This window comes from Nocardia cyriacigeorgica GUH-2 (assembly GCF_000284035.1).
GTDB lineage: Bacteria > Actinomycetota > Actinomycetes > Mycobacteriales > Mycobacteriaceae > Nocardia > Nocardia cyriacigeorgica_B.
The window spans coordinates 2,172,087-2,196,025 of record NC_016887.1 but is presented as its reverse complement, the minus strand read 5'-3'; the positions used below and the strand labels follow the sequence as shown (position 1 = coordinate 2,196,025).

The following is a 23,939-nucleotide window of genomic DNA, read 5'->3' as shown; positions in this document are numbered from 1 at the left end:
CGGTGGGCGCCGTGACTATCGCCGACCCGTGCGCCGTTCGGTCACGAGGCCTGACGCACCGACTGCTCGACGCCGAGCCCGCTCAGCAGTTCCTCCCGGAACCGCTCGAAGGCCGGATCACTGTGCCGTCGTGGATGTTCCAGGGTGATGCGGCGATCGAGCGCGATGCGCCCGGCATCGAGGACGAGCACGCGGTCGGCCAGCGTGATCGCCTCGTCCACGTCGTGGGTGACCAGCAAGACGGCCGGATTGTGTTTGGCGCACAGCTCGCGCAGCAGGGCGTGCATCCGGATCCGGGTCAGCGCGTCGAGGGCGCCGAACGGTTCGTCGGCCAGCAGCAGGGCGGGTTCGCGCACCAGCGAACGGGCCAGCGCCACCCGCTGCTGTTCGCCGCCGGACAGTTCGCGCGGCCAGGCACGCTCCCGCCCGGCCAGGCCCACTTCGGCGAGGGCGGCGCGGGCGCGGTCGGCGGCGCCGTTCAACCCGAGCGTGACGTTGTCGAGCACCCGCGTCCACGGCAGCAGCCGCGAATCCTGGAACACCACAGCCTTTTCCGCCGGCACCGACAGCTCACCGGAGCCGGGTACGCCGTCATCGAGTTCGGCCAGCGCCCGCAGCAGGGTGCTCTTCCCGGAGCCGCTGCGCCCGAGCAGGGCCACGAATTCGCCGCGGGCGATGTCGAGGTCGAGGCCGTCGAGGACCACCCGATCGCCGAAACCGCGGGTGAGGGCACGGGCCCGGACCAGATTCAGTCGCCGAGCGTCTGCCGCCATGACAGGGCCTTCCTTTCCACTGTGCGTACGGCGAGATCGCCGAGCAGACCGAGCAGGCCGTAGATGACCAGGCCGACCACGATGACGTCGATCTGGCCGTAGGTGCGGGCCTGGGTCATCAGATAGCCGATGCCGCTGGTGGCATTGACCTGTTCGACCACCACCAGCGCCAGCCAGGAGATGGTCACCGCCAGCCGCAGCCCGGTGAAGAAGCCGGGCAGCGAACCGGGCAGCGCGATCCGGCGGATGAACGCCGTCCGCGACAGACCCACCGTCTCGGCGAGTTCGACGTAGCGTGCGTCGACGCTGCGCAGATGCGCATGGGTGTTGATGTAGACGGGGATCAGCACACTGGTGGTGATGACGATGAGCTTCATCTGCTCCCCGATGCCGAACCACACGATGAACAGCGGAATCAACGCCAGCGTCGGGATCGAGCGTTTGATCTGGATCGGCCCGTCCACCAGCGCTTCACCGAGTCGGCTCAGCCCGGCGATCAACGCCAGCACCACACCGATGACGACGCCCAGCACCAGACTGATTCCGGCCCGTTGCAGCGAGGTGAGCAGGTTGGATTGCAGGCTGCCGTCGGCGATGAGATCGGCCGCGGTCTGCGCGACCGTCCAGGGTGCGGGCAGCGTCTCCGGATCGATTGCGCCCGAGGCGGATCCGATCACCCACGCCCCCACCAGCAGGGCCGGCCCGAGCGCCGCGCCGAACGGGATCGCCCGGCCCGGGCCGAGGGAGCGCCGGGTGCGGGTGCGCGCGGCCAGCGCGGGAGGGGCGGTGCGCGATGCCCGTCCGAGGACGCCCGCGGTATGTACGGCCATCAGTTGCTCCCGGGTGCGAAGGCGGCGCCGACCTGGCCGACGGTTTCGGTGATGACGGCGTCGAAGCGCAGATCGAATCCGTCGGCGGCGCGGATCTCGCGCGGCAGTTCACCGGCGGCGTCGATGACGTCGATGGTGGCCTGCTGGCGGTCGATCAGCTGCTGGTCCAGATGCGGGAAGGTGATGGTGCCCCGCGATTCCACGATGCGGGTGGCGTCGTCGAGGCTGACTTTCTGGTTGTCGACGTAATACTTCTGCGCCCATTCGCCCCGGTGCTCGTTGACCCACTGCCACGACCGCACGTACGCGGCCACCAGCGCCCGGACCGCCGCGGCCTTCGCCGGATCGCGCACCACTTCGCGGCGCGCGTACAGATAGGTCAGCCCCGGATAGGTGCCGTCGGTGAGCTCGGCCGGGATCAGCGAGGTGCCCGGCGTACGCAGGAAGCGGGTGGTGTTGGGTTCGTTGAGCGGGGCGAGATCGACCTGGCCGGTGCGCACCGCGTCCAGGAATTCGGCCAGCTGGATGCGCACCAGCTCCACATCGGAGGTCGCCAGCCCGGCCCGGTCCAGTAGGCGCAGCACCGCGGCCTGCTGTGCGGTGCCCTCCGCGTAGGCGATCTTCTTGCCCTTGATCTCGGCCGCAGCCTGCACCGAAACGCCGGGCGCCACCGCGAATCGCAAGGCGCTCGAATCGATCTGCGCCGCCGCGACGATCGGCACATCCTGTTTGGCGGCGAGCGCGTGGATGGGCGGGACGTCGCCGACCCAGGCCGCATCGGCGGCCCCGGCACGGAACGATTCCAGGATCGCCGGTCCGCCCACGAAGTTGGCGAACTCGACCTCGAACGGCAGCTTGTCCAGCTCACCCGAGAGCAACAGTTGGTGGCGTAATAATTCGGACTGGTCAGCGAGCACGAGCTTGGTGCCCGGCGGCACCTCGGTGGGCAGCGGGCCGTCGACCACCGACCCCGCCTCCGTCGTGTCGGCGGCACAACCGGTCAGCGCGAACGTCGCGAACGATACTGCGGCGAGCAGGAGGGCGGCGGTGCGGCCGCGCGGGCCGGTGCGGGAGATACGAGGTCGAGCCATGCGGGAATTCAACAATCCGGGCGCGGTGCCGAACACCGTTAACGGCACCGTGATCCGAACTCGGCCACCTCACCGCCCGGCGTCGACGCGCACGGTGATCTGCTGTTCGAACCGCTCCACGAACGGCTGCACCTGCTGGGCGAGCACGGTGTTGTATTCGTGCGGGCGCTGGCGTGGATTGGCGTGGCCGGTGCCGTAGGGCAGCACCACCAGTAGCGCGCCGTCCACGCCGCCGACCTCGTCGATGAGGACCTGATGGGTGCGTTCGACGTCGACCACCTCGTCGCGGTGAGCGTCGTGCGGGCGGATGAACACGATCGCCGGACGCGGTTTGCCGTCGGCGGGCTCGGCCAGCGCGCGCAGATTGTCGACCGAACCACCGGCGACGATGGCCAGGAACTGCGATTCGATCAGCCCGTTGCTGGCGGCGTCGGGGTTGAAGATCTTGTCCCGCAGCACCTCGCCGATCACCTCCCGCAGCTCACCGACCCGGATACCGGGCACACCCGCGCGGTCGACGAAACGGTCCCGCCGCGCGTAGGTTTCGACGACCAGCCGCAAGGTCCGGCTCTCCCGGGCACCGGGCAACCAGCCCATCCAGCGCACCATGTCCTGGCCGCGGCCGCGTTTATCGGGCCGCACGGCATCGAGGTCGAGCGGTGTGCAGTCCAGCAGCACCGCGACCAGTCGCAGTTCGCTGTCGGTGTGGATGTGCTGGCCCACCTCGAGCGCGATCACCCCGCCCATGCTGTGCCCGGTGAGCACGATATTGCGGATCCCGGACATGATCGCGGCCCGGATGATCAGGTCGGCGATCACCTTGGTGTCGATACCGCGGTTGTCGTAGCGGATCGCCCACACCACGCCCATCGTGCTCAGCGCGGGCAGCGCTTCGGCGGTGTCGGAGGCATTGAGTCCGCCCAGACCGACCATGTCGACGACGGCGGTATCCCAGTCGCCGGGATCGGCGGGCGCGGAGATCGGCAGCAGCGACGGCTCGGTGCCGGCCAGCCGGGCCCGCTCCGGCGCCACATCGCGCACCCAGTACTGGACCATGCCGACCAGCACGACCAGCACCAGCACCCCGACCCGCGACAACGCCAACCGGGTGCGGCGCAACGTCGTCCAGTTGTGCCCGGGCCGGGTCTCGGCTAGTCGGGCCCGCCGTCGCGCGTCGTCCCAGTCGGTGACAGTGGACGGGTGTCGATCGTCCAGCGGCGACATATTTTCACTGTAGGCATGGCGCGCGAACCTCTGCCATCGTCGCGACCCGGCGCCATGGCGCACCCGACCGATCGGTAGAGTTCGGCCTCACCCTCGGTGGGTGCGGGAATCCGGTGCAAATCCGGGACGGTCGCGCCACTGTGAGCGCCCCCTGCGGGCGCGAGTCAGACCTCCCCCACCGGACGAACTCTGGAGAGGCCGCGACTTGCCTGTGGAGCGCTGTTCATCGATGGTGCGTGCGCGATGACCCGTGTCACCACCGTTGTCGTCGTACCCCTATTGCTGACTTCGCTGGCGGCGGTCATGGTGCTGGCCACCGGATTCGGCGCGGAATCGCTGCCGGTCTCGGGTGTGGTCGAGGTGCTGACGCACCGCCTGACCGGCCGGATACCGCCGGACCCGGGCCTGGACACCATCGTCTGGCAGCTGCGGGTGCCGCGCACCGTGCTCGCCGCGATCGTCGGGGCCGGGCTGGCGCTGGCCGGCGCCGCGATGCAGACGCTGGTGCGCAATCCGCTGGCCGATCCGTTCCTGCTCGGTGTGTCCTCCGGTGCCGGAGTCGGGGCGGCCACGGTCATCACCTCGGGGGTGCTCGCGGGGGCGGGCATCTGGGCGTTGTCCGGTGGTGCGCTGCTGGGTGCGTTCGCGGCGGCGGCGCTGGTGTTCACCATCGCGGTCACCCAGGGCGGGCTGACGCCGCTGCGGCTGGTGCTGACCGGCACCGTGCTCGCCTCGGCGTTCTCGGCGCTGACCAGCTACCTGATCTTCCGCAGCACCGATCCGGCGGCCGCACAGTCGGTGCTGTTCTGGCTGCTGGGCAGCCTGGCGGGCGCGGACTGGACCAAGATCGCGGTGCCGCTGGCGGTGGTCGCGATCAGCGCCCTCAGCTTGATCGCGGCCGCGGGCTGGCTGGACGCGCTGCATCTGGGCGCCGATACCGCCGGTTCCATCGGCGTGCCCGTGCGTGAGCTGCGGATCGCGCTGTTCGTGCTGCTCGCGGTGCTGGTCGGGGTGCTGGTGGCGGTGTCGGGCGGGATCGGCTTCGTCGGCCTGGTGGTGCCGCATGCCGCGCGCCTGGTGGTCGGACCCCGTCATCGTGCGCTGCTGCCCACCTGCGCGCTGCTGGGGGCACTGTTCCTGGTGATCGCCGATGCCGCGACACGAGTCCTGGTGCGGCCCACAGAGATACCGGTCGGCGTCCTCACCGGGCTGATCGGCGCGCCCGCGTTTCTGCTGTTGATGGGACGGCGACATTACCGATTCGGCACGTCATGAGCACTGCCTTCACCGTGGTCCGAGCTCGTGACGACGGAGCCCGTGACAATGTCGTTCACCGGCGTCGGCGTCCCGCCGGCATGCGCACCCACTGGATGTCTGCCTGGTCGAACGGGCCGGTGCCTGGTGGCGTCGAACCGACCGCACAATCACACCGGAGCGCTCCATGACCGTGGCTGAGGGCATACGAGGCGCGGCAGTCGCTGCCCGTGATCTGGCGTGCGCGGCGGGGCGGCGCCAAGTGCTGATCGACGTCACGTTCGACGTACGCCCCGGCGAAATGGTCGGCATCGTCGGGCCGAACGGCGCGGGCAAGACAACCCTGCTGCGCACCCTCGCCGGGCTCACCAAGCCGCACCGTGGCCGTGTCGTGGTCGGCGCCGACGACCTGCACGCCCTGCCACCCCGCCGCCGTGCGCGCACCGTCGCCCTGGTCGCGCAGGACGAACGCCCGCCCGACGATCTGCTGGCCTGCGAGGTAGTCGCGCTCGGTCTCACGCCGTATCTGCCGCCGTGGGGCGCGGGCTCGGCGCGCGAACGCGGCATCGTCGACGAGGCCCTGGCCGCGGTGGACCTCGCCGGATTCGGCGACCGGCCGGTGCATCGGCTCTCCGGCGGCGAACGGCAGCGGGTGCTGCTGGCCCGCGCCCTGGTCCAGGACACACCGGTGCTGCTGCTGGACGAGCCCACCAACCATCTCGACATCACCCACCGGCTCGAGCTGCTCGACCGCGCCCGGCGCCTGGACCGCACCGTCATCGCCGCACTGCACGACCTGACGCTGGCCGACCGCTACTGCGACCGGGTGCTGGTCGTGCACGACGGCCGGGCCCATCCGCTCGCGCCACCGGAGATCGCCCTGCACGCCGACGTCGTCGACACCGTGTTCGGCGTCAAGGCCACCCGCGTCCCGCACCCCGAGACCGGCGAGCACCATCTGTTGATCACCCCGCGAGAGGCGGCGCTATGAAACACTCGATCCGAATGCTGTCCGCGGCGGCGCTGGCGGTGACGCTGGCCGCCTGCGGCAACCCGCAGGCCGCGACCGGTGATCGGACCGTGCGCAATTGCGGTGTGGAGTCGAGCTTTCCGGCGCCGGCGCAGCGCATGTTCGTCAACGACAGCAATATGATCTCGATGGTGCTGGCGCTCGGCGCGCAGGATCAGGTCACCGCGGTGTCGAGCATGCAGCAGGACATCACCGTGCTGCGCGACCACTACGGGCCCGCGGTGGACGAGCTGAATTCGGTCGCCAACGAATCTCCCTCTCGCGAAACGGTTCTCGCGCAGGGCCCCGACGTCGTGGTCGCGGGCTGGAATTACGGTTACGACGAATCCAAGAACCTCACCCCGGATTCGCTGCGCGCCTCGGGCATCGCCGCCTACATCCTCACCGAGAGCTGCCGGCAACGCGCCGGTGAACGCCCGCGCGGCGTGGTCGAACCGTGGACGGCGCTGCGCGAGGATCTCACCAATCTCGGCGCCATCACCGGCCGCACCGACCGCGCCACCGCACTCGTCGACGACCTCGACCAGCGTCTCGCCACGCTCGCGGCCGCACCGAAACCCGAACGCACACCGCGGATCTTCCTGTTCGACAGCGGCAGCGACACCATCTTCTCCAGCGGCAGTTTCGGTGCGCCGCAGGCGATCCTGGATGCCGCCGGTGGCCGCAATGTGCTCTCCGACGTGCCCGACACCTGGACCGCGGTGTCCTGGGAGCGGCTGGCCGGCGCCGATCCGGACGCCATCATGTTCGTCGACTACCCGATGCAGAGCTACGCACAGAAGGTCGAGATGCTGCGTGCCAAGCCGGGCATCAATCAGCTGCGCGCCGTCACCGAGGGACGCTTCCTGAACCTTCCGTATGCGATGTGGACTAGCGGGCCACTCAACATCGATGCGGCCGAACAGATCCGCAAGCAACTCGAACAGTGGGGTCTGGTGCCGCCGTCGGCCATCACGCCGCGCTCCGACGACGCGATCCGCTGACCGCACGGGTGCCGTCCCGGTGGCCGTGAGGTGATGCTCACCACATTCGCCCAGGTAGTGCGGCGTTTCCGGCGAATCTCACATGCTTTGTGTCAGACCCCGGGTCTAGCGTCTGTCCTGTGACGCATCTGTCGCACGGCCACCATTCAGACGTCCCGCTCCGCGGGCGTGACATCAGACACAAACGCGCAATATTCGCTTGCACGCGACTATTGCATTGCCAATATGATCGCGCGGTGGCGAGTGAATTGGGAATCAGCGAAACGCTGGAGCGTTTTCTGACCGGCCTGTTCAGCGCGAGCCGCTCCGGGGGTGCCGATCGGCTGGTCGAACTGGATCTCTCGCTCTCCCAGGCACGCACCCTGTTCGTGCTCGGCCACGACGATCGTCAGCAGCTGCCCATCCACACCATTGCCGAACGACTCTCGTTGTCGGTGACCGCGGCGGGGCGCAATGTGGATCGGCTCGTTCGTCTCGGCCTGCTGACCAGGGACGAAAGCCCAGAGGACCGGCGGGTGAAACTGGTCGGCCTCAGCGCGCAGGGCCGTGAGGTCATCCGCGATCAGATGATGTGCCATCGCGAAGCGATCGACCGCCTGGTCGAACGCCTGCCCGACAGCGTGCGTGACGATCTGCACGCCGCCCTCATCGGCGTGCTCGACTCCGGGGCGCTCGCCTCGGTGCAATCCATCCCAGCCGTATCGACGGGAGATCCCTCGTGAGCAACTCCGCCGGCAGTACCGCCGCAGCGGTACCCGACAAGATAGACGGCGCCGTACTCAAGGTCGCCGGTGTCGTCGTCCTCGGCGCCATCATGTCGATCCTCGACATCACCGTGGTCAACGTCGCGCTGCCGACGTTCCAGACCGAGTTCGACGTCGCCAACTACTCCACCGTGGCCTGGACGGTCACCGCCTACACCCTCGCCCTGGCGACGGTGATCCCGCTGACCGGTTGGGCTGCCGACCGATTCGGCACCAAACGCCTCTACCTGGCCGCGCTGGTGCTGTTCACCGGCGGCTCGGTGCTGTGCGCGCTGGCCTGGAACATCGAGGCGCTGATCGCGTTCCGGGTGATCCAGGGCCTCGGCGGCGGCATGCTGATGCCGCTGGGCATGACGATCATGACCAAGGCCGCCGGACCCGAGCGGATCGGCCGGCTGATGGCCATCCTCGGCATCCCGATGCTGCTGGGCCCGATCCTCGGCCCGATCCTGGGTGGCTGGCTGATCGACAACGCCTCCTGGCACTGGATCTTCCTGATCAACCTGCCCATCGGCGCCATCTCGCTGGTCTACGCCTACGTGGTGCTGCCCAAGGACGACCCGCAGCCGAGTGAGACCTTCGACTTCGTCGGCATGCTGATGCTCTCGCCCGGTCTGGCGCTGTTCCTGTTCGGTGTCTCCACGATTCCGGAGGAGGGCACCGTCACCGCGCCGAAGGTGTGGGCGACGATGCTGCTGGGCGCACTGCTGGTGATCGCGTTCGTGTTCTACTCGTTCAAGCCCAAGCATCCGCTGCTGGATCTGCGGCTGTTCAAGAACTTCAACCTGTCGATCTCCACGATCACCATGTTCTTGTTCGCGGCCTCGTTCTTCGGTGGCCTGCTGCTGGTGCCCACCTACTTCCAGCAGGTGCGCGGGGAGAGCCCGCTGATGGCGGGTCTGCTGGTGGCACCGCAGGGTCTGGGCACCATGCTCACCATGCCGCTGGCGGGCGCGCTGGCCGACAAGCTCCCGGTGGGCCGGATCGTGCCGATCGGCATGCTGACCATCACCGTCGCGATGTTCGGGCTGTCGCAGACCGATGCGCACACCTCCTACCCGGTGCTGCTGGGTCTGCTGTTCGTGCTGGGTCTGGGCATGGGTGGCACCATGATGCCGCTGATGACGGCCGCGCTGCGCACTCTCACCGAGCACGAGGTGGCCCGTGGTTCCACGCTGCTCAATATCGCGCAGCAGATCGCCAGCTCGGTCGGTGTCGCCATCATCTCGGTGGTGCTGACCAACCAGTTCAAGGCGTCCGAGCCGGTGTCGGCGGCCCAGGCTGTCGGCGAGGCCGAACGCACCGGCACGCCGCCGGATCCGTCGATCCTGGAGTACATCCAGTCCCTCGGCGCGAAGTTCGAGTCGATCGTGCTCGACGATATGGCCTCGGCGTTCTCCACCAGCTACCTGGTGGCGGCGTTCCTGTGCCTGGTGACCTTGGTCGCCTCGCTGTTCCTGCCGCGCAAGAAGGAGGCCGCGCCGGCCGAGGGCGAGCAGCCCAAGGCGCCGGTCATGATGCACTGAGCTGCGCAAAATTAGTCAACAGCCGGCCCCCGTGCGAATGAATCGCGCGGGGGTCGGTTGTTTCGATTATCAGAACCGGTCGAGCACACGCCGGACCTCGGGCACACAGGCCGAACCCATGCGCACAACGCCGCAGCTCGGGCCCACAAGCCGGCTCAGGCGGACGCACCGGCCATCGCGGTGGCGACATTGTTGGCATTGGCAATTCGCTGAGCGCGCGCCTCGCCGGAGCTTCGTTCGTAGTACTGGTCGAACACTGCCGCGGCGGCGGCCGGGGTATCGGTGGCCCGCAGCCGCGCGTAGGCCGCGGACTCACTGCCTTGCAGCTCGTGCATCATGAAGTCGACCTGAGTTTCCCAGTCGCCGGCCGATTTACCCTGGGCCGCGGCAAATGCTTCCAGGTTGGCGCGACGCCCGCCCAGCCACTGGCACAGCCCGTAGGCGCCCTCGTTCGGGTTGTAGGCCCCGGTGTTCAAACCCGGTGCCTCGACCTGCATATTGCCGATAATGCCCGCCGCCTGGGCCGGTGTGAGGTGGTACTTGTTGACCAGCCGGTCGTAGATCTTCTCGGCCGTGGTCCGCTCACCGCCCTCCAGCGGCCGCGCATCCGCTGACGTCGGGATGTCGCCGCCGGTGTAGACATCGCCGGGCAGGTTGCTGCCGAAGGTCGGCGTCCACGGCGGCGCCCCACCGCCGCCGTACCCACCACCGCCGCCGCCATTCGAATTCGCCCCGCCCGGTGGCGAATTCCAGGCCTGCCGGTCCAACTCGTTGAAGGCGGTCCACACCGCGTCCACGGCCTTGCCGATCACCTTGTCGATGGCGCCCACCGCACCGACCTGCTCGCCGGGCGTCGGGCGGTCCGGTGGATCGTCGACGACGGTGGCCAGGACATCCTTGATCGCGTCTTCGAGCTGATCGACCTGGGTGGTCACCTCATTGGCCACATCGGCCGAGGCGGCGGCCATCTCGGCGATCTGGTCGTCGAGGGAGTTCCACTGGTCCTGATAGTCCTTGACGTCGGCGGCGCGCAGCTTGTACTGCTGCTTCATCTCGCCGGTGCCCGGCATCTCGGCCCCGCCGAGCCCATCGAGGTATTTCGCCGTGATCCGGGTCGCGTTCTTGTTGCCCAGACCCTTTTTCAGCGCCTCGAGCGTCGCTTCCGCCCGGGCGATATAGGGATTCAGGATGGGTGCGTCCGTGAATCGCCGAAACTTCACTGGTTCCGGAGCCACCGTCCACCTCCACCAACACGATGCCGCAGCATGCGCATCTCGCCCTGATCGACAGGCGTAGATGACCACCGCAAGAAATAGCAGAATCCGGCTGCTCACACGATCGGTGCTATTCCCCGCCGCGGGAAGCCTGCGGGTTCAGCTCAGATCATGGTGCCCACATCGGTGGCGACGAGATGATCGAGCGCGCGTTCGGCGACCGCGGCGATCGTCATCGACGGATTGCAGGCGGCGGTATTGCCCGGCATCAACGCACCGTCGAGCACGTACAAACCACGCTGGCCGAGCACCCGGCCCTCCAGATCGCAGACGCTGCCCATGCTCGCCCCGCCCAGCGGATGCCAGGTGGACGGGAACGCGGCATTGGTGTCGAGCAGGACGGTGCCCGGGCCGGCGATGCGGTGCGCGGTGGGGCCGATGTGGTTGTCCTGGATGAACGCATCGCCGTCGGCGGGCCAGCGCAGTACCGCCTGCTCGGAGGCCGTGTCGTAGCCGAAGCTGCCGCGCCCGGCGCTGACGCCGTAGCCGACCATCATGGTCGACTTCGGATCCACCGGCATCGGCGGGATCGAGGCCTGGATCAGCGTGCACGCGGAGTTCGGATCCGACCAGTTCAGGCTGCCGTATACCACCGGGCCGCCCTGTGCCGGACCGAAATCGGCGGCCGGGTTGGTCCACACATAGATCCGGTCGGCATTGGTGCCCCAGTTGCCGCCCAGCCCATCGGGCAGGTCGGGGATCAGGCCGCGGGCCCCGGCCCGCACCAGCAGTTTCGTCGTATTGAGGCTGCCCGCGGCCAGCACCAGCGCACCGGCGGTGATGACGATGTTCTCCTGGACGGCGCCGGTGGTGTCGATGCGGTCGACGTGGACGATCCAGCGTCCGTCGGGGGCGCGTTCGATATCGGTGACCTCGTGCTGGGTGCGGACCTGCACCCGTCCGGTGGCCTCCGCGGCGGCGATATAGGTGACGTCGACGGAGTGTTTGCCGCCGTTGTTCACACCCATCGCGCCGTCACCGTTCGTGTAGGACGGTTTCATCTCCCCGCGTAGTTCGGCGAGCGCGAAGTTCCAGTCGATGGGCATCGGGATCTTCGACAGCGGCAGCCCGGCGCGGCGGACGTGGTCGGCGAAGACGCGGGCGGCGGCGTAGTTGGGGTGCGCGATCAGTTCTTCGGGCGCGACGGCGAGCCCGAGCATCCGCGCGACCCGCGGATAGTGCACGCGATCCATGGTGGCCCAGTCGAGTTCGGCCGGGAAATGCGTGTTGAACACCGCTTCATCGGGCTGCAACGACATGCCTTGGTAGATCAGCGAACCGCCGCCGAGCCCGGCCGCGCACAGCGCCGTCATGTTCTCCCCCGGTACGGCTTCGACCAGGCCGGTGTAGGGCTCGAAAGCCAAGGGCTGCCCGAACAGATTCGGGCTGGAGCGGTGCCACAGGATGCGCTTGTCCGGCGCCGATGCGCGCGGGAAGGTCTCCGCGTTCGGCCCGGTCGGCCAGCGCATTCCGCGTTCCAGCAGCAGCACCGGCACGCCCGCCTCGGCCAGCCGCAGCGCCGTCACCCCGCCGCCGAATCCGGACCCGATCACCACGACCCGATGCTCTTCCCGGGTGAGCCGAACATCATTGACCCGGGCGGCGATGGCGGGCTTCGGGTCGAGGACCCGGGCTCCGGCGAGCACGGCCCCAGCGGCCACCGCGCCGGTCAGCAGTGAGCGGCGGGAGAGCTGCGACATGAACGATCCTTACGACGAGCCGAGTGCGGGGTGCACGGCGCATCGCTCGACAGCACTGGCGAGTCCTGCCATCGGGTGGCCAGCGCTGGTCACGTGATGGTCCGGATGCGCCGTGCGTCGGTCGCCGGGCACCCGGCGCGACCTCTCCGCGCCGGTAACCCGGTTACCGAGTAACGACGTTACTGCACCGGGCGGTGTGGCGCTCGCGAATCGAAGAACTCGGTTCTGAATCCACTCGCGCGCCGCACTCAGCTCAGCAGATGGCGGCGCACCCAGCCGGAGTCGAACCATGCGGACGCCCCGGCCCGGAACTCATCCGCCGACCACGCGCCCGCCCCCGCCGGTACCGAACCGACCACTTCGGCGCCGGTCACCCGCGGCAGGTCGACGCGGTTGGTTTCCATGGCCAGGTCAGGGACCGCAGGCCACGACCCGATCACCAGGCCCGCGCATTCCACACCCGCAGCGTCCAGCGCGCGAGTGGTGAGTTCGGTGTGGTTCAGCGTGCCGAGACCGGGAGCCGTCACCACGAGCACCGGAGCCGACAGCTTGGCCGCCAGATCGAGCAGAGTGAACTCGCCGATGCGCACCAGCAGCCCGCCCGCGCCCTCGACCAAGACGACGTCGGCGGTGAGTTCGGTGATGGCCGAAAGCGTTTCGTCGATGGTGAGCAGGGGCGCACCGCAGCGGCGGGCGGCCGTATCGGGGGCCAGGGGCTCGGGGTAACGGGCCAGCTCGACCGTACGAGTGACCCCGGCCAACTGCGTGACGGTCGCGAGATCGCCGGGCTCGTCCTGCGCGACACCGGTCTGGGCCGGTTTACATACCGCGACCGTACGCCCTGCGGCGATCGCGGTGGCGGCCAATGCGGCGGTGACGACGGTCTTGCCGATATCGGTCGATGTTCCGGTCACGAACAGCAGTGTCATCGGATCGCCTCCACCCTCGAGCGCCTCATGCCGGCACCGCCTCCCGCGCGGTCGCCAGCACCTCGCCGAGCACGGTGGCGATCGTGTCGAGTTCCGCGGCGGTGAGATTCGCCCGAGCCGTCAACCGCAGCCGCGAAGTACCTTCCGGCACCGACGGCGGGCGGAAACACCCCACGTCCAGCCCACATTCCCGGCACTGCTGCGCGGCGTCGAAGGCCACCTGCGCCTCACCCAGCACCACCGACACCACAGCCGAATCCGGTTGCGGCACACCGGCGATTCGCGCGATATCGGCGGCGCGATCGAGCACCCGCTGTGCGATACCCGGATCGCGGCGCAAGACGCCCAAGGCCGCACGGGCGGCGCCGACCGCAGCCGGCGCCAGCCCGGTATCGAAGATGAACGTGCGGGCCGCGTCGATGAGATGGGCACGCACCCGGCCACTGGCCAGCACCGCTCCCCCTTGCGCGGCAAGGGCTTTCGACAGCGTCGCGGTGATCACCAGATCCGGCTCCCCGGCCAGTCCCACTTCCTGCACCAGCCCGCGGCCACCGGTGCCGCGGACGCCGAGCCCGTGGGCTTCATCGACGACGAGTACCGCGCCGTTCGCGCGCGTCACCCGATGCAGATCGGCCAGCGGCGCCAGATCGCCGTCGGCACTGAACACCGAATCGGTGAGCACCAGCGCGCGCTCCTCGGTGCGGCTCGCCAGCAGCCGATCCACCGCCGCGACATCGCAATGGGGCGCGATCTCCACCCGCGCCCGCGACAACCGGCAGGCGTCGACCAGCGAGGCATGGCTACCGGCATCGGAGACGATCAGCGATCCCCGTCCGGCCAGCGCCGTCACCACGCCGAGGTTGGCGGCGTACCCGGAGGCGAAGACCAGTCCGGCTTCGGCGCCCATGAATTCGGCGAGTTCGGCCTCGAGCAGCTCGTGTTCGGTGGTCGTCCCGGTCACCAGCCGCGAGCCGGTCGACCCGGCGCCCCACCGGCGTACGGCAGCGACCGCGCCCTCGATCACCTCGGGGTGGTGCACCAGCCCCAGATAGTCGTTGGATGCCAGATCGATCGACGGCGACTGCGGTTCCCGTGCCCGCAGCTGCCGCCGCAGCCCCGCCCCCACCCGCTCGGCAGCACGCGCGTCCAGCCAGCTCAATGGATCGGTACTCACAGCTGAACACCATACTTGAACGGCGTTCAGGAGCGTGACCGGGGCCACCGAAAACGCACCGGGCGACGCGATCAGGAACCGAACCAGCTCGGCGTATCCATCCGGAACAGCTCACCCGGCGCCAGCGTCCGGAGATCGGCCTCCAATGCGGCCATCCGGCCGGCGCCCAGCATGGCCGACCAACGCGCGTGCACGCGGTCGAAGGACACGGCCGACCGCTCCAGTACCGCGATGCCGCGGTCGCTGAGGGTGTAGACCTTGCGCCGCGCGTCGGCCGGATCGTGACCGCGACGCAGGTAGCCGAGGCGTTCCAAGGTGTCGATGTGCTTACCGGCAGCCTGCTTGGAGATGCCGAGCGCCCGCCCGAGGTCGGCCGCCGTGCACCCTTGCGGCCCGCTGCGCGCGATCGCCTGGAACAGGAATCCGTGCATCGGTCGCAGCTCGGGGTGCCCGTGCTCGGCCAGGTCGGCGTGCACTTCGTCGATGGCCGCGCGGAAGGCGGCCAGCATCCGCAGCGGTAGCTCGAAGCCACCGGCATCCCTTGACATGATGGACAACCTCGTTAACTATATGGACAACATCGTTGTCTATCTTAAGGACGTCTTCTCGTGACCGTCATCCGACACTCCGAAACCCGCCGCACCGAAACCCCCGGCGCCGTCATGACCACCTTCGCCTCTCCCACGCAGGGCGGCGCCTCCCTTCCCCTGTGGCGCGTCGACGTCGCGCCCGGCCAGACCGGCCCGCTGCATTTCATCGATGCCGAGCAGGTCTGGACCATCCTCAGCGGGAGCGCCGAGATCACGGTCGACGGCGTCGATCACCTCATCGCCGCCGGGGACACGATCATCCTGCCGCCCGCCATTCTGCGCCAGATCTCCAGTGGTGCCGAAGGTTTCGCCGCCATCGTCACCGCGCCGGCGGGCGCGCGAGCCGGAACCCCGGACAAGGAGGGCACCATCGTGCCGCCCTGGATCGCGTAGCGGAAACTCCCGCGCGGCTGCCGATCACCCGACTCGGGCGGCGGCGATCATCGCGGACGTGACGGCGCCGATATCAGCGGTACTACTGATGAACGGCGGCATGCAGTAGATGAGATTGCGGAACGGCCGCAACCACGCACCGGCCGCCACCGCCGCATCGGTGGCGGCGCGCATGTCGACGGGGTGGTCGAGTTCGATCACCCCGATCGCGCCGAGCACCCGAACCTCGGTGACACCGGGCAACTCTCGCGCCGGCGCCAGCCCGGCTTCCAGCTCGGCTTCGATGCGTTTCACCTCGCCCTGCCAATCCCGCGACAGCAGCAGTTCGATCGACGCGACGGCAACCGCGCACGCCAGCGGATTGCCCATGAAGGTGGGCCCGTGCATGAGCCCACCGTGCGCGGCGCTCAGCGTTTCCGCGATCCGCTCGGTACACAAGGCGGCGGCCAGCGTCATATACCCGCCGGTCAGCGCCTTGCCGACGCACATGACATCCGGCCTCACCCCGGCCTGTTCGGCGGCGAACAACGTGCCGGTGCGGCCGAATCCGGTGGCGATCTCGTCGAAGATCAGCAGCACGCCGCGTGCGTCGCAGATCCGGCGCAATTCACCGAGATAGCGCGGATCGTGCCAGCGCATGCCGCCCGCACCCTGCACCACCGGTTCCACGATGACGGCGGCGAGTTCGTCGGCGTGCTCGGCCACCGCCCGCTCGAGCTGGGCGACATAACCGGGATCGTATTCCCGCGGCGGCGCGGGCACGAAGACCTGTTCGGCGAGGATGTCGGTCCACAGCGAGTGCATGCCGCCCTCCGGGTCGCACACGCTCATCGGGGTGAAGGTGTCGCCGTGATAGCCGCCGCGCCAGGTGAGCAGGCGGCGTCTACCGGGATGGCCGAGTGCGCGCTGATATTGCAGGCACATCTTTACCGCGACCTCCACCGACACCGAACCGGAGTCGCAGAGGAACACCTTGTCCAGGCCCGCCGGAGTCAGCCGCACCAGCAGCTCCGACAGCCGCGCCGCCGGTTCGTGGGTGAGCCCGCCGAACATCACGTGACTCATCCGCTGCGACTGCATCAGCAGCGCCGAGTCCAGCACCGGATGCCGATACCCGTGCACCGCCGCCCACCACGAACTCATCCCGTCGACGAGCTCGCGCCCGTCGGCCAGCCGCAGCCGGGTCCCCGACGCCGAGGCCACCACCAGCGGCTCGGTCGTGGCCGGGAAACCGCCGTAGGGATGCCACACATGTTTCGCGTCGATGGCGGTGATCTCGTCGGGCGTCAGCACCACAGCAACCCTTCGCACGGTCGACCCACCGCCCCGATGAGCGGCCTTGAACGCCGTTCAAGTTAGCACCGGAGCTGCGGCCGACGCCACGGCGGCTCACTCAGCGGACGCCTCGAACACTCCCGGCACCGCCGTCGCGCCCCCGCTACCGCACGCACCGGTCAGTCCAATGGCCAGGGCCGCAGCAGCGACGCACGTGCGCCGGTTAGTGTCGTTGCCATGGTTTCGCCCGATCCCGCGTCCGCCGCGGCACCGCTCGGTGTCTGGCCGGGTAGCGCGTATCCGCTGGGCGCCACCTACGACGGGGCCGGAACCAATTTCTCGCTGTTCACCGAGGTCGCCGACGCGGTCGAATTGTGCCTGGTCGACAAGCACGGCGGCGAGACCCGGATCGCGTTGGACGAGGTCGACGGGCATGTCTGGCACGCGTACCTGCCGGGCGTCGGCCCCGGACAACGGTACGGGTTCCGGGTACACGGACCGTACGACCCGGAACGAGGTTTGCGCTGCGATCCGAGCAAGTTGCTGCTCGATCCCTACGGCAAGGCCTTCGACGGCAGTTTCGCCGACCATCCCTCGCTCTACACCTACGGTCAGGATTCCCTCGGCCACACCATGACCGGTGTGGTCATCAATCCGTTCTTCGATTGGGGCGCCGACCGCCCGCCGAAGCGGCCCTATCACGAGACGGTGATCTACGAGGCCCACGTCAAGGGCATGACGATCACCCATCCCGACGTGCCGGAGGAACTACGCGGCACCTACGCGGGCCTGGCGCATCCGGCGATCATCAACCATCTGCGCGGGCTCGGCGTCACCGCGATCGAACTGATGCCGGTGCACCAGTTCCTGCACGACCGCATCCTGCTCGACCAGGGCATGCGCAACTACTGGGGTTACAACAGCTTCGGCTATCTCGCCCCGCATCACGAGTACGCGGCGGGCACCCGAGCCGGCGCGGCGGTGACCGAATTCAAGGCGATGGTGCGGGCATTGCACGCCGAGGGCATCGAAGTGATCCTCGACGTGGTCTACAACCACACCGCCGAGGGCAATCACCTGGGGCCCACCATCGGCTTCCGCGGCATCGACAACGCCGCCTACTACCGCCTGATGGACGACGATCCTGCGCACTATATGGACTACACCGGCACCGGCAACAGTCTCAATGTGCGTCATCCGCACACCTTGCAGCTGATCATGGATTCGCTGCGGTACTGGGTGCTGGAGATGCACGTCGACGGATTCCGCTTCGATCTGGCCGCCACCCTGGCCCGCGAACTGCACGATGTGGACCGGCTGTCCACGTTCTTCGATCTGGTGCAGCAGGACCCGGTGGTCAGCCAGGTCAAACTCATCGCCGAGCCGTGGGATGTGGGTGAGGGCGGCTATCAGGTGGGCAATTTCCCCAGCCTGTGGACCGAATGGAACGGCAAATACCGCGACACGGTACGCGACTACTGGCGCGGTGAGCATGCCACGCTCGGCGAATTCGCGTCCCGGTTCACCGGCTCCTCGGATCTGTACGAGGCCACCGGGCGCAGGCCCAGCGCCTCGATCAACTTCGTCACCGCCCACGACGGGTTCACCCTGCGGGACCTGGTGTCCTACAACGACAAACACAACGAGGCCAACGGCGAAGGCAACCGCGACGGCGAAAGCCATAACCGGTCCTGGAACTGCGGGGTGGAAGGCCCGACCGACGATCCGGAAGTCCTCGCCCTGCGGGCCAGGCAGTCCCGCAACCTGCTGGCCACGCTGATCCTCAGCCAGGGCACCCCGATGCTCGCCCACGGCGACGAGATGGGCCGTACCCAGCTGGGCAACAACAATGTCTATTGCCAGGATTCGGAACTGTCCTGGATGGATTGGTCGCTGGCGCACAAGAACGCCGACCTGCTCGCGTTCACCCGCGCCGCGATCGCGTTGCGCACCGCGCATCCGGTGTTCCGGCGCCGCAGGTTCCTGGCCGGCGGCCCGGTCCGCGAGGGCGGCCGTCCCCGCGATATCGCCTGGCTCACGCCCGACGGCGCCGAGATGACGGTCGCCGACTGGGACAGCGGTTTCGGCCGATCGCTGGCGGTGTTCCTGGACGGCGACGGTATCCCGGAACCGGGCCCGCGCGGTGAGCGCATCACCGACGATTCCTTCCTGCTGTGCTTCAACGCCCACGACAGCAGCCTGGATTTCACCCTGCCCTCCCCCGATTTCGGCGCCGAGTGGTCGGTCGCCCTGGATTGTTCAGCACCCGACGGACGCGCCGAGGCCACCTACGCCGCGGCCGGCACCGTCACCGTCTCCGCCCGTTGTCTGCTCGTCCTCCGCCGCACCGCCTGACCGAGAACATGACCGAGAACCTGACCGCCACGCATCTCACCGATCCACAGTCCATGCGCCGCCCCGCCCGGTCGACGCCGGTGCGCAGCACCTACCGGCTGCAACTGCGCCCGGATCTGCTCACCTTCGCCGACGCCGCCGCGATCGCCGAGTACCTGCAGCAGCTGGGCATCTCGCATCTGTACCTGTCTCCGGTGATGACCGCCGCGCACGGTTCCACACACGGCTACGACGTCACCGATCCCACCACGGTGTCGGCGGCGCTGGGCGGCCCGATCGGGCTCAAGGCGCTCTCGGACGAGGTGCGCAGCCGCGGCATGGGCTTGATCATCGACCTGGTGCCCAATCATGTGGGCGTGGGCGATCCGCGGCAGAATCCGTGGTGGTGGGATGTGCTGCGGCACGGGCCCGAATCGCAGTTCGCGCACTACTTCGATATCGACTGGAGCCCGGTCAACGGTGCGGGCGGGCGGCTGGCGTTGCCGGTGTTGCAGAGCGAGAACGATCCGGCGGCGTTGACGGTGGACCGGTCCGGCCCGGAACCGATGCTGGCGTTGCACGATCTGCGGTTCCCGATCGCGCCGGACACCGACGGCGACAACGCCCTGCGCATCCACGACAAACAGCACTATCGCCTGGTCAGCTGGAAGGCGGGGCTGTGCAGCTATCGCCGGTTCTTCGCGGTCAGCGGGCTGGCGGCGCTGCGGCAGGAGGATCCGGAGGTCTTCGAAGCCACCCACCGCGAGCTCGCGGCCTGGTGCGAGCACGATCTGATCGACGGGGTGCGGGTCGATCATCCCGATGGCCTGTCCTACCCGGCGGCCTACCTGTCGCGGCTGCGCAGCCTCATCGGGCCACATCGGCTGCTGCTGGCGGAGAAGATCCTGGCCAACCGCGAGCCACTCGACGCCACGCTGCCCATCGACGGCACCACCGGCTACGACGCCCTCGCCGATATCGGCGGTGTGCTGATCGACCCCGACGGTGAGCAGACGCTGACCGAACTCTCCCAGCATTTCGCTGGCCACGGCAGCGACCGCGCCTGGATCGGTGAGAAGCAGCACCGCATCAAACGCGCGGTGGCCGAGAGCATTCTGGCGCCGGAGATCCGGCGGCTGGTGGCGGCGGTCAAACGCGACGCGGGCGTGAACGGCTTCGACGCCTCCGGGATCAGCGATATGGCGCTGACCAACGCCACCATCGAGGTGCTGGCGTTCCTGCCGGTCTACCGGGTGGATTACGCCCCGCTGGCCGGGATGACGGGCGCCGTCGTCGCGGATGTGGAGCGACGCAACAGCGAACTCACCGAACCGCTGTCGGTGCTGGTGGCGGCGCTGGCCGCCGGTGGTGAGGCGGCGGTGCGGTTCAGCCAGGTGGGTGGTGCGATCACCGCCAAGGCCGTCGAGGACACCATGTTCTACCGGGCGGCGCGGCTGGTCTCCTTGCAGGAGGTGGGCGGCAACCCGGCCCGGTTCGGGCATTCGCTCAACGAATTCCACCTCGCCAACAGTGAACGCGCGCAGCGCTGGCCGGCCACCATGACCACGCTGTCCACCCACGACACCAAACGCGGTGAGGACGTGCGCGCCCGGATCGGGGTGCTGTCGCAGGTGGCGACGCGGTGGGCGCGCTCGGTGGCGACCTGGCAGGAGCTCACCCCCGGTCCCGACGGCGCGACGACGCTGTTCCTGTTGCAGAACATGTTCGGGGTGTGGCCCGCCGACGGCCGCCCGGCCGCCTCGGTGCCCGGGCTGCGCGACCGGCTGCACCGGTTCGCCGAGAAGGCGATCCGCGAGGCCGGTGAGCACACCTCCTGGGAGGAGCCCGATCCCGAATTCGAGGCCGCCGTGCACACCTGGATCGACGCCGTCATCGACGGGCCGGTCGGCTCGGGCCTGGGCGATCTGGTGCACGAGCTGGCCCCGCATGCCTGGTCGGACGCACTGTCGCAGAAGCTGCTGCAACTGTGCGGGCCCGGCATTCCCGATATCTACCAGGGCTGCGAGTTGTGGGAGGACTCGCTGGTCGATCCGGACAATCGGCGTCCGGTGGACTTCGCGACCCGCGCCGGCCTACTGCAATCGCTCACGGGCACACCAGGATTGGACACCACCGGCGCGGCGAAGATGTGGATCGTCGCCTACGCACTGTGGTTGCGCCGGGAGCGGCCGGACTGCTTCGTCGGCGGCACCTACCTGCCGCTGTTCGCGACCGGAGAGCAGGCGAGCAAGCTGGTGTCCTATGCGCGTGGACGGGCCGGTGATTCACCGGAGGTGATCGTGGCCGCGACCCGGCACAGCGTCTCGCTGGCCGAGACCGGCTGGGCCGATACGGTGCTGGACCTGCCGCCCGGCACCTGGACCGACCGGCTCACCGGCCACACCTTCCAGGGCCGAGCGCGGTTGGAGAAGCTATTCGCCCGGCTCCCTGTGGCGCTGCTGGTGCGCTGAACGCGCTCACACACCCAGCTTCGCGGTCACCGGGACGGTCTTCTCGATGAGCTCCTCGGGGAACATGCCGCCCAGCTCCTCACGCCAGCGCCGCAGATTGGCCGGGCGGTACTCGTCGTTCTGAGTGCAGGACGCCAACCGGATGCCGATGTCATCGGCGACGCCCAGCTTGCGCCAGGAATCCCAGTGAAACCGCGGGCTGCGCGGATTACGCAGCGCCCGCATCAGATTCAGGATGCGGTAGCCGATGCCCAGCGAATCGTGCCTGCGCATGTGATCGGCGCCGGCCGTGCAGCGTTCCGATAGGGCGTCGAGACGGTCCCGGTCGAACACCAGCCCCACCGATTCGGCCTCGGCCACCATCCACCGCAAGGTGATGTCCGACAGCCCGCATTCGGCATACCCTCCGCCGATATCGCTGTGCACGCCCTCGAACCACACCTGCTTCACCCGCTGGAAACCCCTGCGGTACTTCACGTTCGGCTCCACCGGAACCTCCCACAGGCAGGGCTCGAAATTGCGGCGGCGCTCATCGATGGCCAGGGCCTGGCGCGCGCAGTGCACGTTGGGGCCCAGGCGCACGTCGTGGAACTTGTGCCGCAGCGACGTCAGCCCGGGCACGCCCAGCGCGCCGACGGTGTCGAAGACGCCGAGGAAATCGATCTTGGCCAGGCCGGGGTGGCAGTTCTGCTCGCGGAACTTCTCCCACTCCGGCGGCGTGACACCGTCGGGCGGCACCGGCTGCTTGTGGATCTTCAACGCCTCCGGGTATTTACCGTCGATCATCGCTTCCGGCGTCATGATGCCGATCCGCCCGATCAGGCCCGCGAGGCTGCGCGCGGTGAAGGCGCCGCGGCTGAAACCGAAGATGAAGATCTGGTCGCCAGGCTCCCAGTTCAATGCCAGATGCCAGTAGGCAGCCGACAGATTCGCCTCCAGTCCCAGCCCGAACGCCCCGCCCATCAACCGGTCGGCCAGGAACCCCTGGGTGCCCGGCCCCGGTACATAGGTGACCCACTGGTGGATCGGCCGGCCCTGCTCGTCGGGCGCTTCGATCCGAATGGTCTGCGCGATCTTGATGATATTGGATACTGTCGTGCTCGACTCGGCCTTCCAGGTGCCGTCGCAGCACACCACCAGTCGTTTCATACCCCGATCCTCCCGCCGCGCCCGCTCCGGCAACCGCGTACTCGACTACCCGAATATTCGTTCCCGCCCCCGGGACCGTTAATGAGCGATTACTCGCCCCACCGTAACCACCCGCGGGTTCGCCACGCCAGACCCGTTGCGGCGCGCGATCATTTCGCGCGCCGGTTGCTCAGTCCTCTTCGTAGACGACGTGGTAGCGGCGGGTGTAGCGATTGAGTGCGGCCGGATCGAACCGGCCTCCGGCGCTGACCTCGGAGCGGTGTTCGATGATCGCCTCGACCACGCATTCCCAGCCGCCGGGCGAGGAGATCTGGATGACGCGCGGGGGTGGATTCGAGCCAGGGCGCAGCGCGTGCGGCACGCCGTGCGGCAGCAGCACCACCTGGCCCGGGCCCGCCATCTGGACGCGGTCGTCGAATTCGACCTCCAGTACACCGTCCAGCACATAGATGCACTCGTCGGCGACGTGGTGGGCGTGCCGCGGGATCGGCTGGGCGACAGTGACTTCCAGTGCCGAGAACAGGCCGTCGGTGTCCTCGGATCTGGCCTTCACACTGAATGCCGGGGGGATCGGGATCCGGCCGGGCCTGGCGTCGCCCTTGCCGAGCAGGTAGAAGCGATCGGGGTCGCCCCACTCCTTCGGGTCGTCGTGACCCAGGTGGTAGCGCATGCCGAAGGGCTTGCCGATCTCGTTGGCCTTGACCCAGTCACGATCGGCCGCCCAGTCGCCACTCTGCCGCGCTTCGGCTACCGCCTCGAGGTAGCGCTCCCAACCGGACGGCGCCGATAGCTGCAATGCGTGCACCGGGCTGTCTTCGCCGCCGAGGTTGCGCATGGCATGGGTGATGCCGCGCGGAACCAGGAAGCACATTCCGCTGGTGAAGCGATGGGTGCTACCGCGGTAGTCCAGTCCGAGCTCGCCGTCGATGACATAGACGAACTCGTCGAAGTTGTCGTGCACATGGGCGGGAATGTCGCCGTTGCTGCGGTTCTCCATCAGGGTGAACCGGCCCTCGGTGTCGTCGGTTCCCGCCTTGACCGTCGTCCACGGGGACAGCGGGACGCGGGTGGGTCGCGAGGCACCGGCCTCGAGCAGATAGAAGCGATCCTTGGACATCGCGAATCCTTTCCAGAACCGGAGTCGGATTCCGATTCCGATTGCGACCTTCCCAGAG

20 protein-coding genes and 1 riboswitch are annotated in these 23,939 nt (G+C 68.6%); of the genes, 8 read left to right on the top strand and 12 right to left on the bottom strand.

Annotation, left to right across the window (positions count from 1 at the left end; genetic code table 11):
- Window positions 1-41 precede the first annotated feature (41 nt).
- The 4 genes from NOCYR_RS09820 to NOCYR_RS09805 form a co-directional block, all read right to left on the bottom strand.
- On the bottom strand, window positions 42-773 hold the full coding sequence (locus NOCYR_RS09820; RefSeq protein ID WP_014350210.1) for an ABC transporter ATP-binding protein: 732 nt from the start codon (window positions 771-773) through the stop codon (window positions 42-44).
- Window positions 749-1,603 carry an ABC transporter permease gene (locus NOCYR_RS09815; protein ID WP_014350209.1) on the bottom strand — a complete coding sequence of 285 codons (855 nt, stop codon included), beginning with the start codon at window positions 1,601-1,603 and terminating at the stop codon, window positions 749-751. Before NOCYR_RS09815 ends, NOCYR_RS09820 begins: the two co-directional genes overlap by 25 nt.
- Complete coding sequence (locus NOCYR_RS09810; RefSeq protein ID WP_081505575.1) at window positions 1,603-2,694, bottom strand: ABC transporter substrate-binding protein; 1,092 nt, start codon at window positions 2,692-2,694, stop codon at window positions 1,603-1,605. The genes NOCYR_RS09815 and NOCYR_RS09810 overlap by 1 nt, the downstream gene beginning before the upstream one ends.
- 69 nt (window positions 2,695-2,763) lie before the next feature.
- On the bottom strand, window positions 2,764-3,918 hold the full coding sequence (locus tag NOCYR_RS09805) for an alpha/beta fold hydrolase (RefSeq protein WP_048833229.1): 1,155 nt from the start codon (window positions 3,916-3,918) through the stop codon (window positions 2,764-2,766).
- 104 nt (window positions 3,919-4,022) lie between these two features.
- Window positions 4,023-4,089: riboswitch (cobalamin riboswitch) on the top strand.
- A 72-nt stretch (window positions 4,090-4,161) separates the two neighbouring features.
- On the opposite strand from NOCYR_RS09805, the gene NOCYR_RS09800 reads away from it, so the two are divergent.
- From NOCYR_RS09800 to NOCYR_RS09780, 5 genes are all read left to right on the top strand, one after another.
- A complete protein-coding gene (locus NOCYR_RS09800; RefSeq protein ID WP_014350206.1) occupies window positions 4,162-5,193 on the top strand; it encodes a FecCD family ABC transporter permease in 1,032 nt (343 codons plus the stop codon).
- Window positions 5,194-5,359: 166 nt separating this feature from the next.
- Window positions 5,360-6,163 carry an ABC transporter ATP-binding protein gene (locus tag NOCYR_RS09795; RefSeq protein WP_052315496.1) on the top strand — a complete coding sequence of 268 codons (804 nt, stop codon included), beginning with the start codon at window positions 5,360-5,362 and terminating at the stop codon, window positions 6,161-6,163.
- Window positions 6,160-7,185 carry an ABC transporter substrate-binding protein gene (locus tag NOCYR_RS09790; protein ID WP_193364735.1) on the top strand — a complete coding sequence of 342 codons (1,026 nt, stop codon included), beginning with the start codon at window positions 6,160-6,162 and terminating at the stop codon, window positions 7,183-7,185. Before NOCYR_RS09795 ends, NOCYR_RS09790 begins: the two co-directional genes overlap by 4 nt.
- A gap of 236 nt (window positions 7,186-7,421) precedes the next feature.
- Window positions 7,422-7,907 (top strand): MarR family winged helix-turn-helix transcriptional regulator, encoded by a 486-nt coding sequence (locus tag NOCYR_RS09785; protein WP_014350203.1) that lies wholly within the window; start codon window positions 7,422-7,424, stop codon window positions 7,905-7,907.
- Window positions 7,904-9,475, top strand: a complete 1,572-nt coding sequence (locus NOCYR_RS09780; protein WP_014350202.1) for a DHA2 family efflux MFS transporter permease subunit — start codon at window positions 7,904-7,906, stop codon at window positions 9,473-9,475. Before NOCYR_RS09785 ends, NOCYR_RS09780 begins: the two co-directional genes overlap by 4 nt.
- A 155-nt stretch (window positions 9,476-9,630) precedes the next feature.
- Here NOCYR_RS09780 and NOCYR_RS09775 read toward each other — a convergent pair whose 3' ends face one another.
- From NOCYR_RS09775 to NOCYR_RS09755, 5 genes are all read right to left on the bottom strand, one after another.
- Window positions 9,631-10,809 (bottom strand): phage tail tip lysozyme, encoded by a 1,179-nt coding sequence (locus NOCYR_RS09775; RefSeq protein WP_148280583.1) that lies wholly within the window; start codon window positions 10,807-10,809, stop codon window positions 9,631-9,633.
- Between the two features lie 44 nt (window positions 10,810-10,853).
- Window positions 10,854-12,449: a GMC oxidoreductase gene (locus NOCYR_RS09770; RefSeq protein WP_014350200.1), complete on the bottom strand. Its 1,596-nt coding sequence runs from the start codon at window positions 12,447-12,449 to the stop codon at window positions 10,854-10,856.
- Window positions 12,450-12,697: 248 nt separating this feature from the next.
- Window positions 12,698-13,378 (bottom strand): dethiobiotin synthase, encoded by a 681-nt coding sequence (gene bioD, locus NOCYR_RS09765; RefSeq protein WP_014350199.1) that lies wholly within the window; start codon window positions 13,376-13,378, stop codon window positions 12,698-12,700.
- Between the two features lie 25 nt (window positions 13,379-13,403).
- A complete protein-coding gene (locus NOCYR_RS09760) occupies window positions 13,404-14,552 on the bottom strand; it encodes an 8-amino-7-oxononanoate synthase (RefSeq protein WP_048833227.1) in 1,149 nt (382 codons plus the stop codon).
- A gap of 71 nt (window positions 14,553-14,623) precedes the next feature.
- Window positions 14,624-15,100, bottom strand: coding sequence for a MarR family winged helix-turn-helix transcriptional regulator (locus NOCYR_RS09755; protein ID WP_014350197.1), 477 nt, complete (start codon window positions 15,098-15,100; stop codon window positions 14,624-14,626).
- Window positions 15,101-15,160: 60 nt separating this feature from the next.
- On the opposite strand from NOCYR_RS09755, the gene NOCYR_RS09750 reads away from it, so the two are divergent.
- A complete protein-coding gene (locus NOCYR_RS09750; RefSeq protein ID WP_014350196.1) occupies window positions 15,161-15,535 on the top strand; it encodes a cupin domain-containing protein in 375 nt (124 codons plus the stop codon).
- Window positions 15,536-15,559: 24 nt separating this feature from the next.
- On the opposite strand, the gene NOCYR_RS09745 is transcribed toward NOCYR_RS09750, so the two are convergent.
- Window positions 15,560-16,831: an adenosylmethionine--8-amino-7-oxononanoate transaminase gene (locus NOCYR_RS09745; protein ID WP_048833226.1), complete on the bottom strand. Its 1,272-nt coding sequence runs from the start codon at window positions 16,829-16,831 to the stop codon at window positions 15,560-15,562.
- Window positions 16,832-17,047: 216 nt separating this feature from the next.
- On the opposite strand from NOCYR_RS09745, the gene glgX reads away from it, so the two are divergent.
- Window positions 17,048-19,165, top strand: coding sequence for a glycogen debranching protein GlgX (glgX, locus tag NOCYR_RS09740; RefSeq protein ID WP_014350194.1), 2,118 nt, complete (start codon window positions 17,048-17,050; stop codon window positions 19,163-19,165).
- Window positions 19,166-19,218: 53 nt separating this feature from the next.
- A complete protein-coding gene (gene treY / locus NOCYR_RS09735; RefSeq protein ID WP_048834051.1) occupies window positions 19,219-21,615 on the top strand; it encodes a malto-oligosyltrehalose synthase in 2,397 nt (798 codons plus the stop codon).
- A gap of 6 nt (window positions 21,616-21,621) precedes the next feature.
- Here treY and NOCYR_RS09730 read toward each other — a convergent pair whose 3' ends face one another.
- On the bottom strand, window positions 21,622-22,764 hold the full coding sequence (locus tag NOCYR_RS09730; RefSeq protein ID WP_014350192.1) for a DUF2235 domain-containing protein: 1,143 nt from the start codon (window positions 22,762-22,764) through the stop codon (window positions 21,622-21,624).
- Window positions 22,765-22,933: 169 nt separating this feature from the next.
- A complete protein-coding gene (locus NOCYR_RS09725; RefSeq protein ID WP_014350191.1) occupies window positions 22,934-23,881 on the bottom strand; it encodes a cupin domain-containing protein in 948 nt (315 codons plus the stop codon).
- Window positions 23,882-23,939: the final 58 nt, after the last annotated feature.

Excerpts from the sequence above, each read along its gene's own strand:
- NOCYR_RS09820 (WP_014350210.1), bottom strand. The coding sequence starts at position 773 with ATGGCGGCAGACGCTCGGCGACTGAATCTGGTCCGGGCCCGTGCCCTC.
- NOCYR_RS09815 (WP_014350209.1), bottom strand. The coding sequence starts at position 1,603 with ATGGCCGTACATACCGCGGGCGTCCTCGGACGGGCATCGCGCACCGCC.
- NOCYR_RS09810 (WP_081505575.1), bottom strand. The coding sequence starts at position 2,694 with ATGGCTCGACCTCGTATCTCCCGCACCGGCCCGCGCGGCCGCACCGCC.
- NOCYR_RS09805 (WP_048833229.1), bottom strand. The coding sequence starts at position 3,918 with ATGTCGCCGCTGGACGATCGACACCCGTCCACTGTCACCGACTGGGAC.
- NOCYR_RS09800 (WP_014350206.1), top strand. The coding sequence starts at position 4,162 with ATGACCCGTGTCACCACCGTTGTCGTCGTACCCCTATTGCTGACTTCG.
- NOCYR_RS09795 (WP_052315496.1), top strand. The coding sequence starts at position 5,360 with ATGACCGTGGCTGAGGGCATACGAGGCGCGGCAGTCGCTGCCCGTGAT.
- NOCYR_RS09790 (WP_193364735.1), top strand. The coding sequence starts at position 6,160 with ATGAAACACTCGATCCGAATGCTGTCCGCGGCGGCGCTGGCGGTGACG.
- NOCYR_RS09770 (WP_014350200.1), bottom strand. The coding sequence starts at position 12,449 with ATGTCGCAGCTCTCCCGCCGCTCACTGCTGACCGGCGCGGTGGCCGCT.
- bioD (WP_014350199.1), bottom strand. The coding sequence starts at position 13,378 with ATGACACTGCTGTTCGTGACCGGAACATCGACCGATATCGGCAAGACC.
- NOCYR_RS09755 (WP_014350197.1), bottom strand. The coding sequence starts at position 15,100 with ATGTCAAGGGATGCCGGTGGCTTCGAGCTACCGCTGCGGATGCTGGCC.
- glgX (WP_014350194.1), top strand. The coding sequence starts at position 17,048 with ATGGTTTCGCCCGATCCCGCGTCCGCCGCGGCACCGCTCGGTGTCTGG.
- treY (WP_048834051.1), top strand. The coding sequence starts at position 19,219 with ATGCGCCGCCCCGCCCGGTCGACGCCGGTGCGCAGCACCTACCGGCTG.
- NOCYR_RS09730 (WP_014350192.1), bottom strand. The coding sequence starts at position 22,764 with ATGAAACGACTGGTGGTGTGCTGCGACGGCACCTGGAAGGCCGAGTCG.
- NOCYR_RS09725 (WP_014350191.1), bottom strand. The coding sequence starts at position 23,881 with ATGTCCAAGGATCGCTTCTATCTGCTCGAGGCCGGTGCCTCGCGACCC.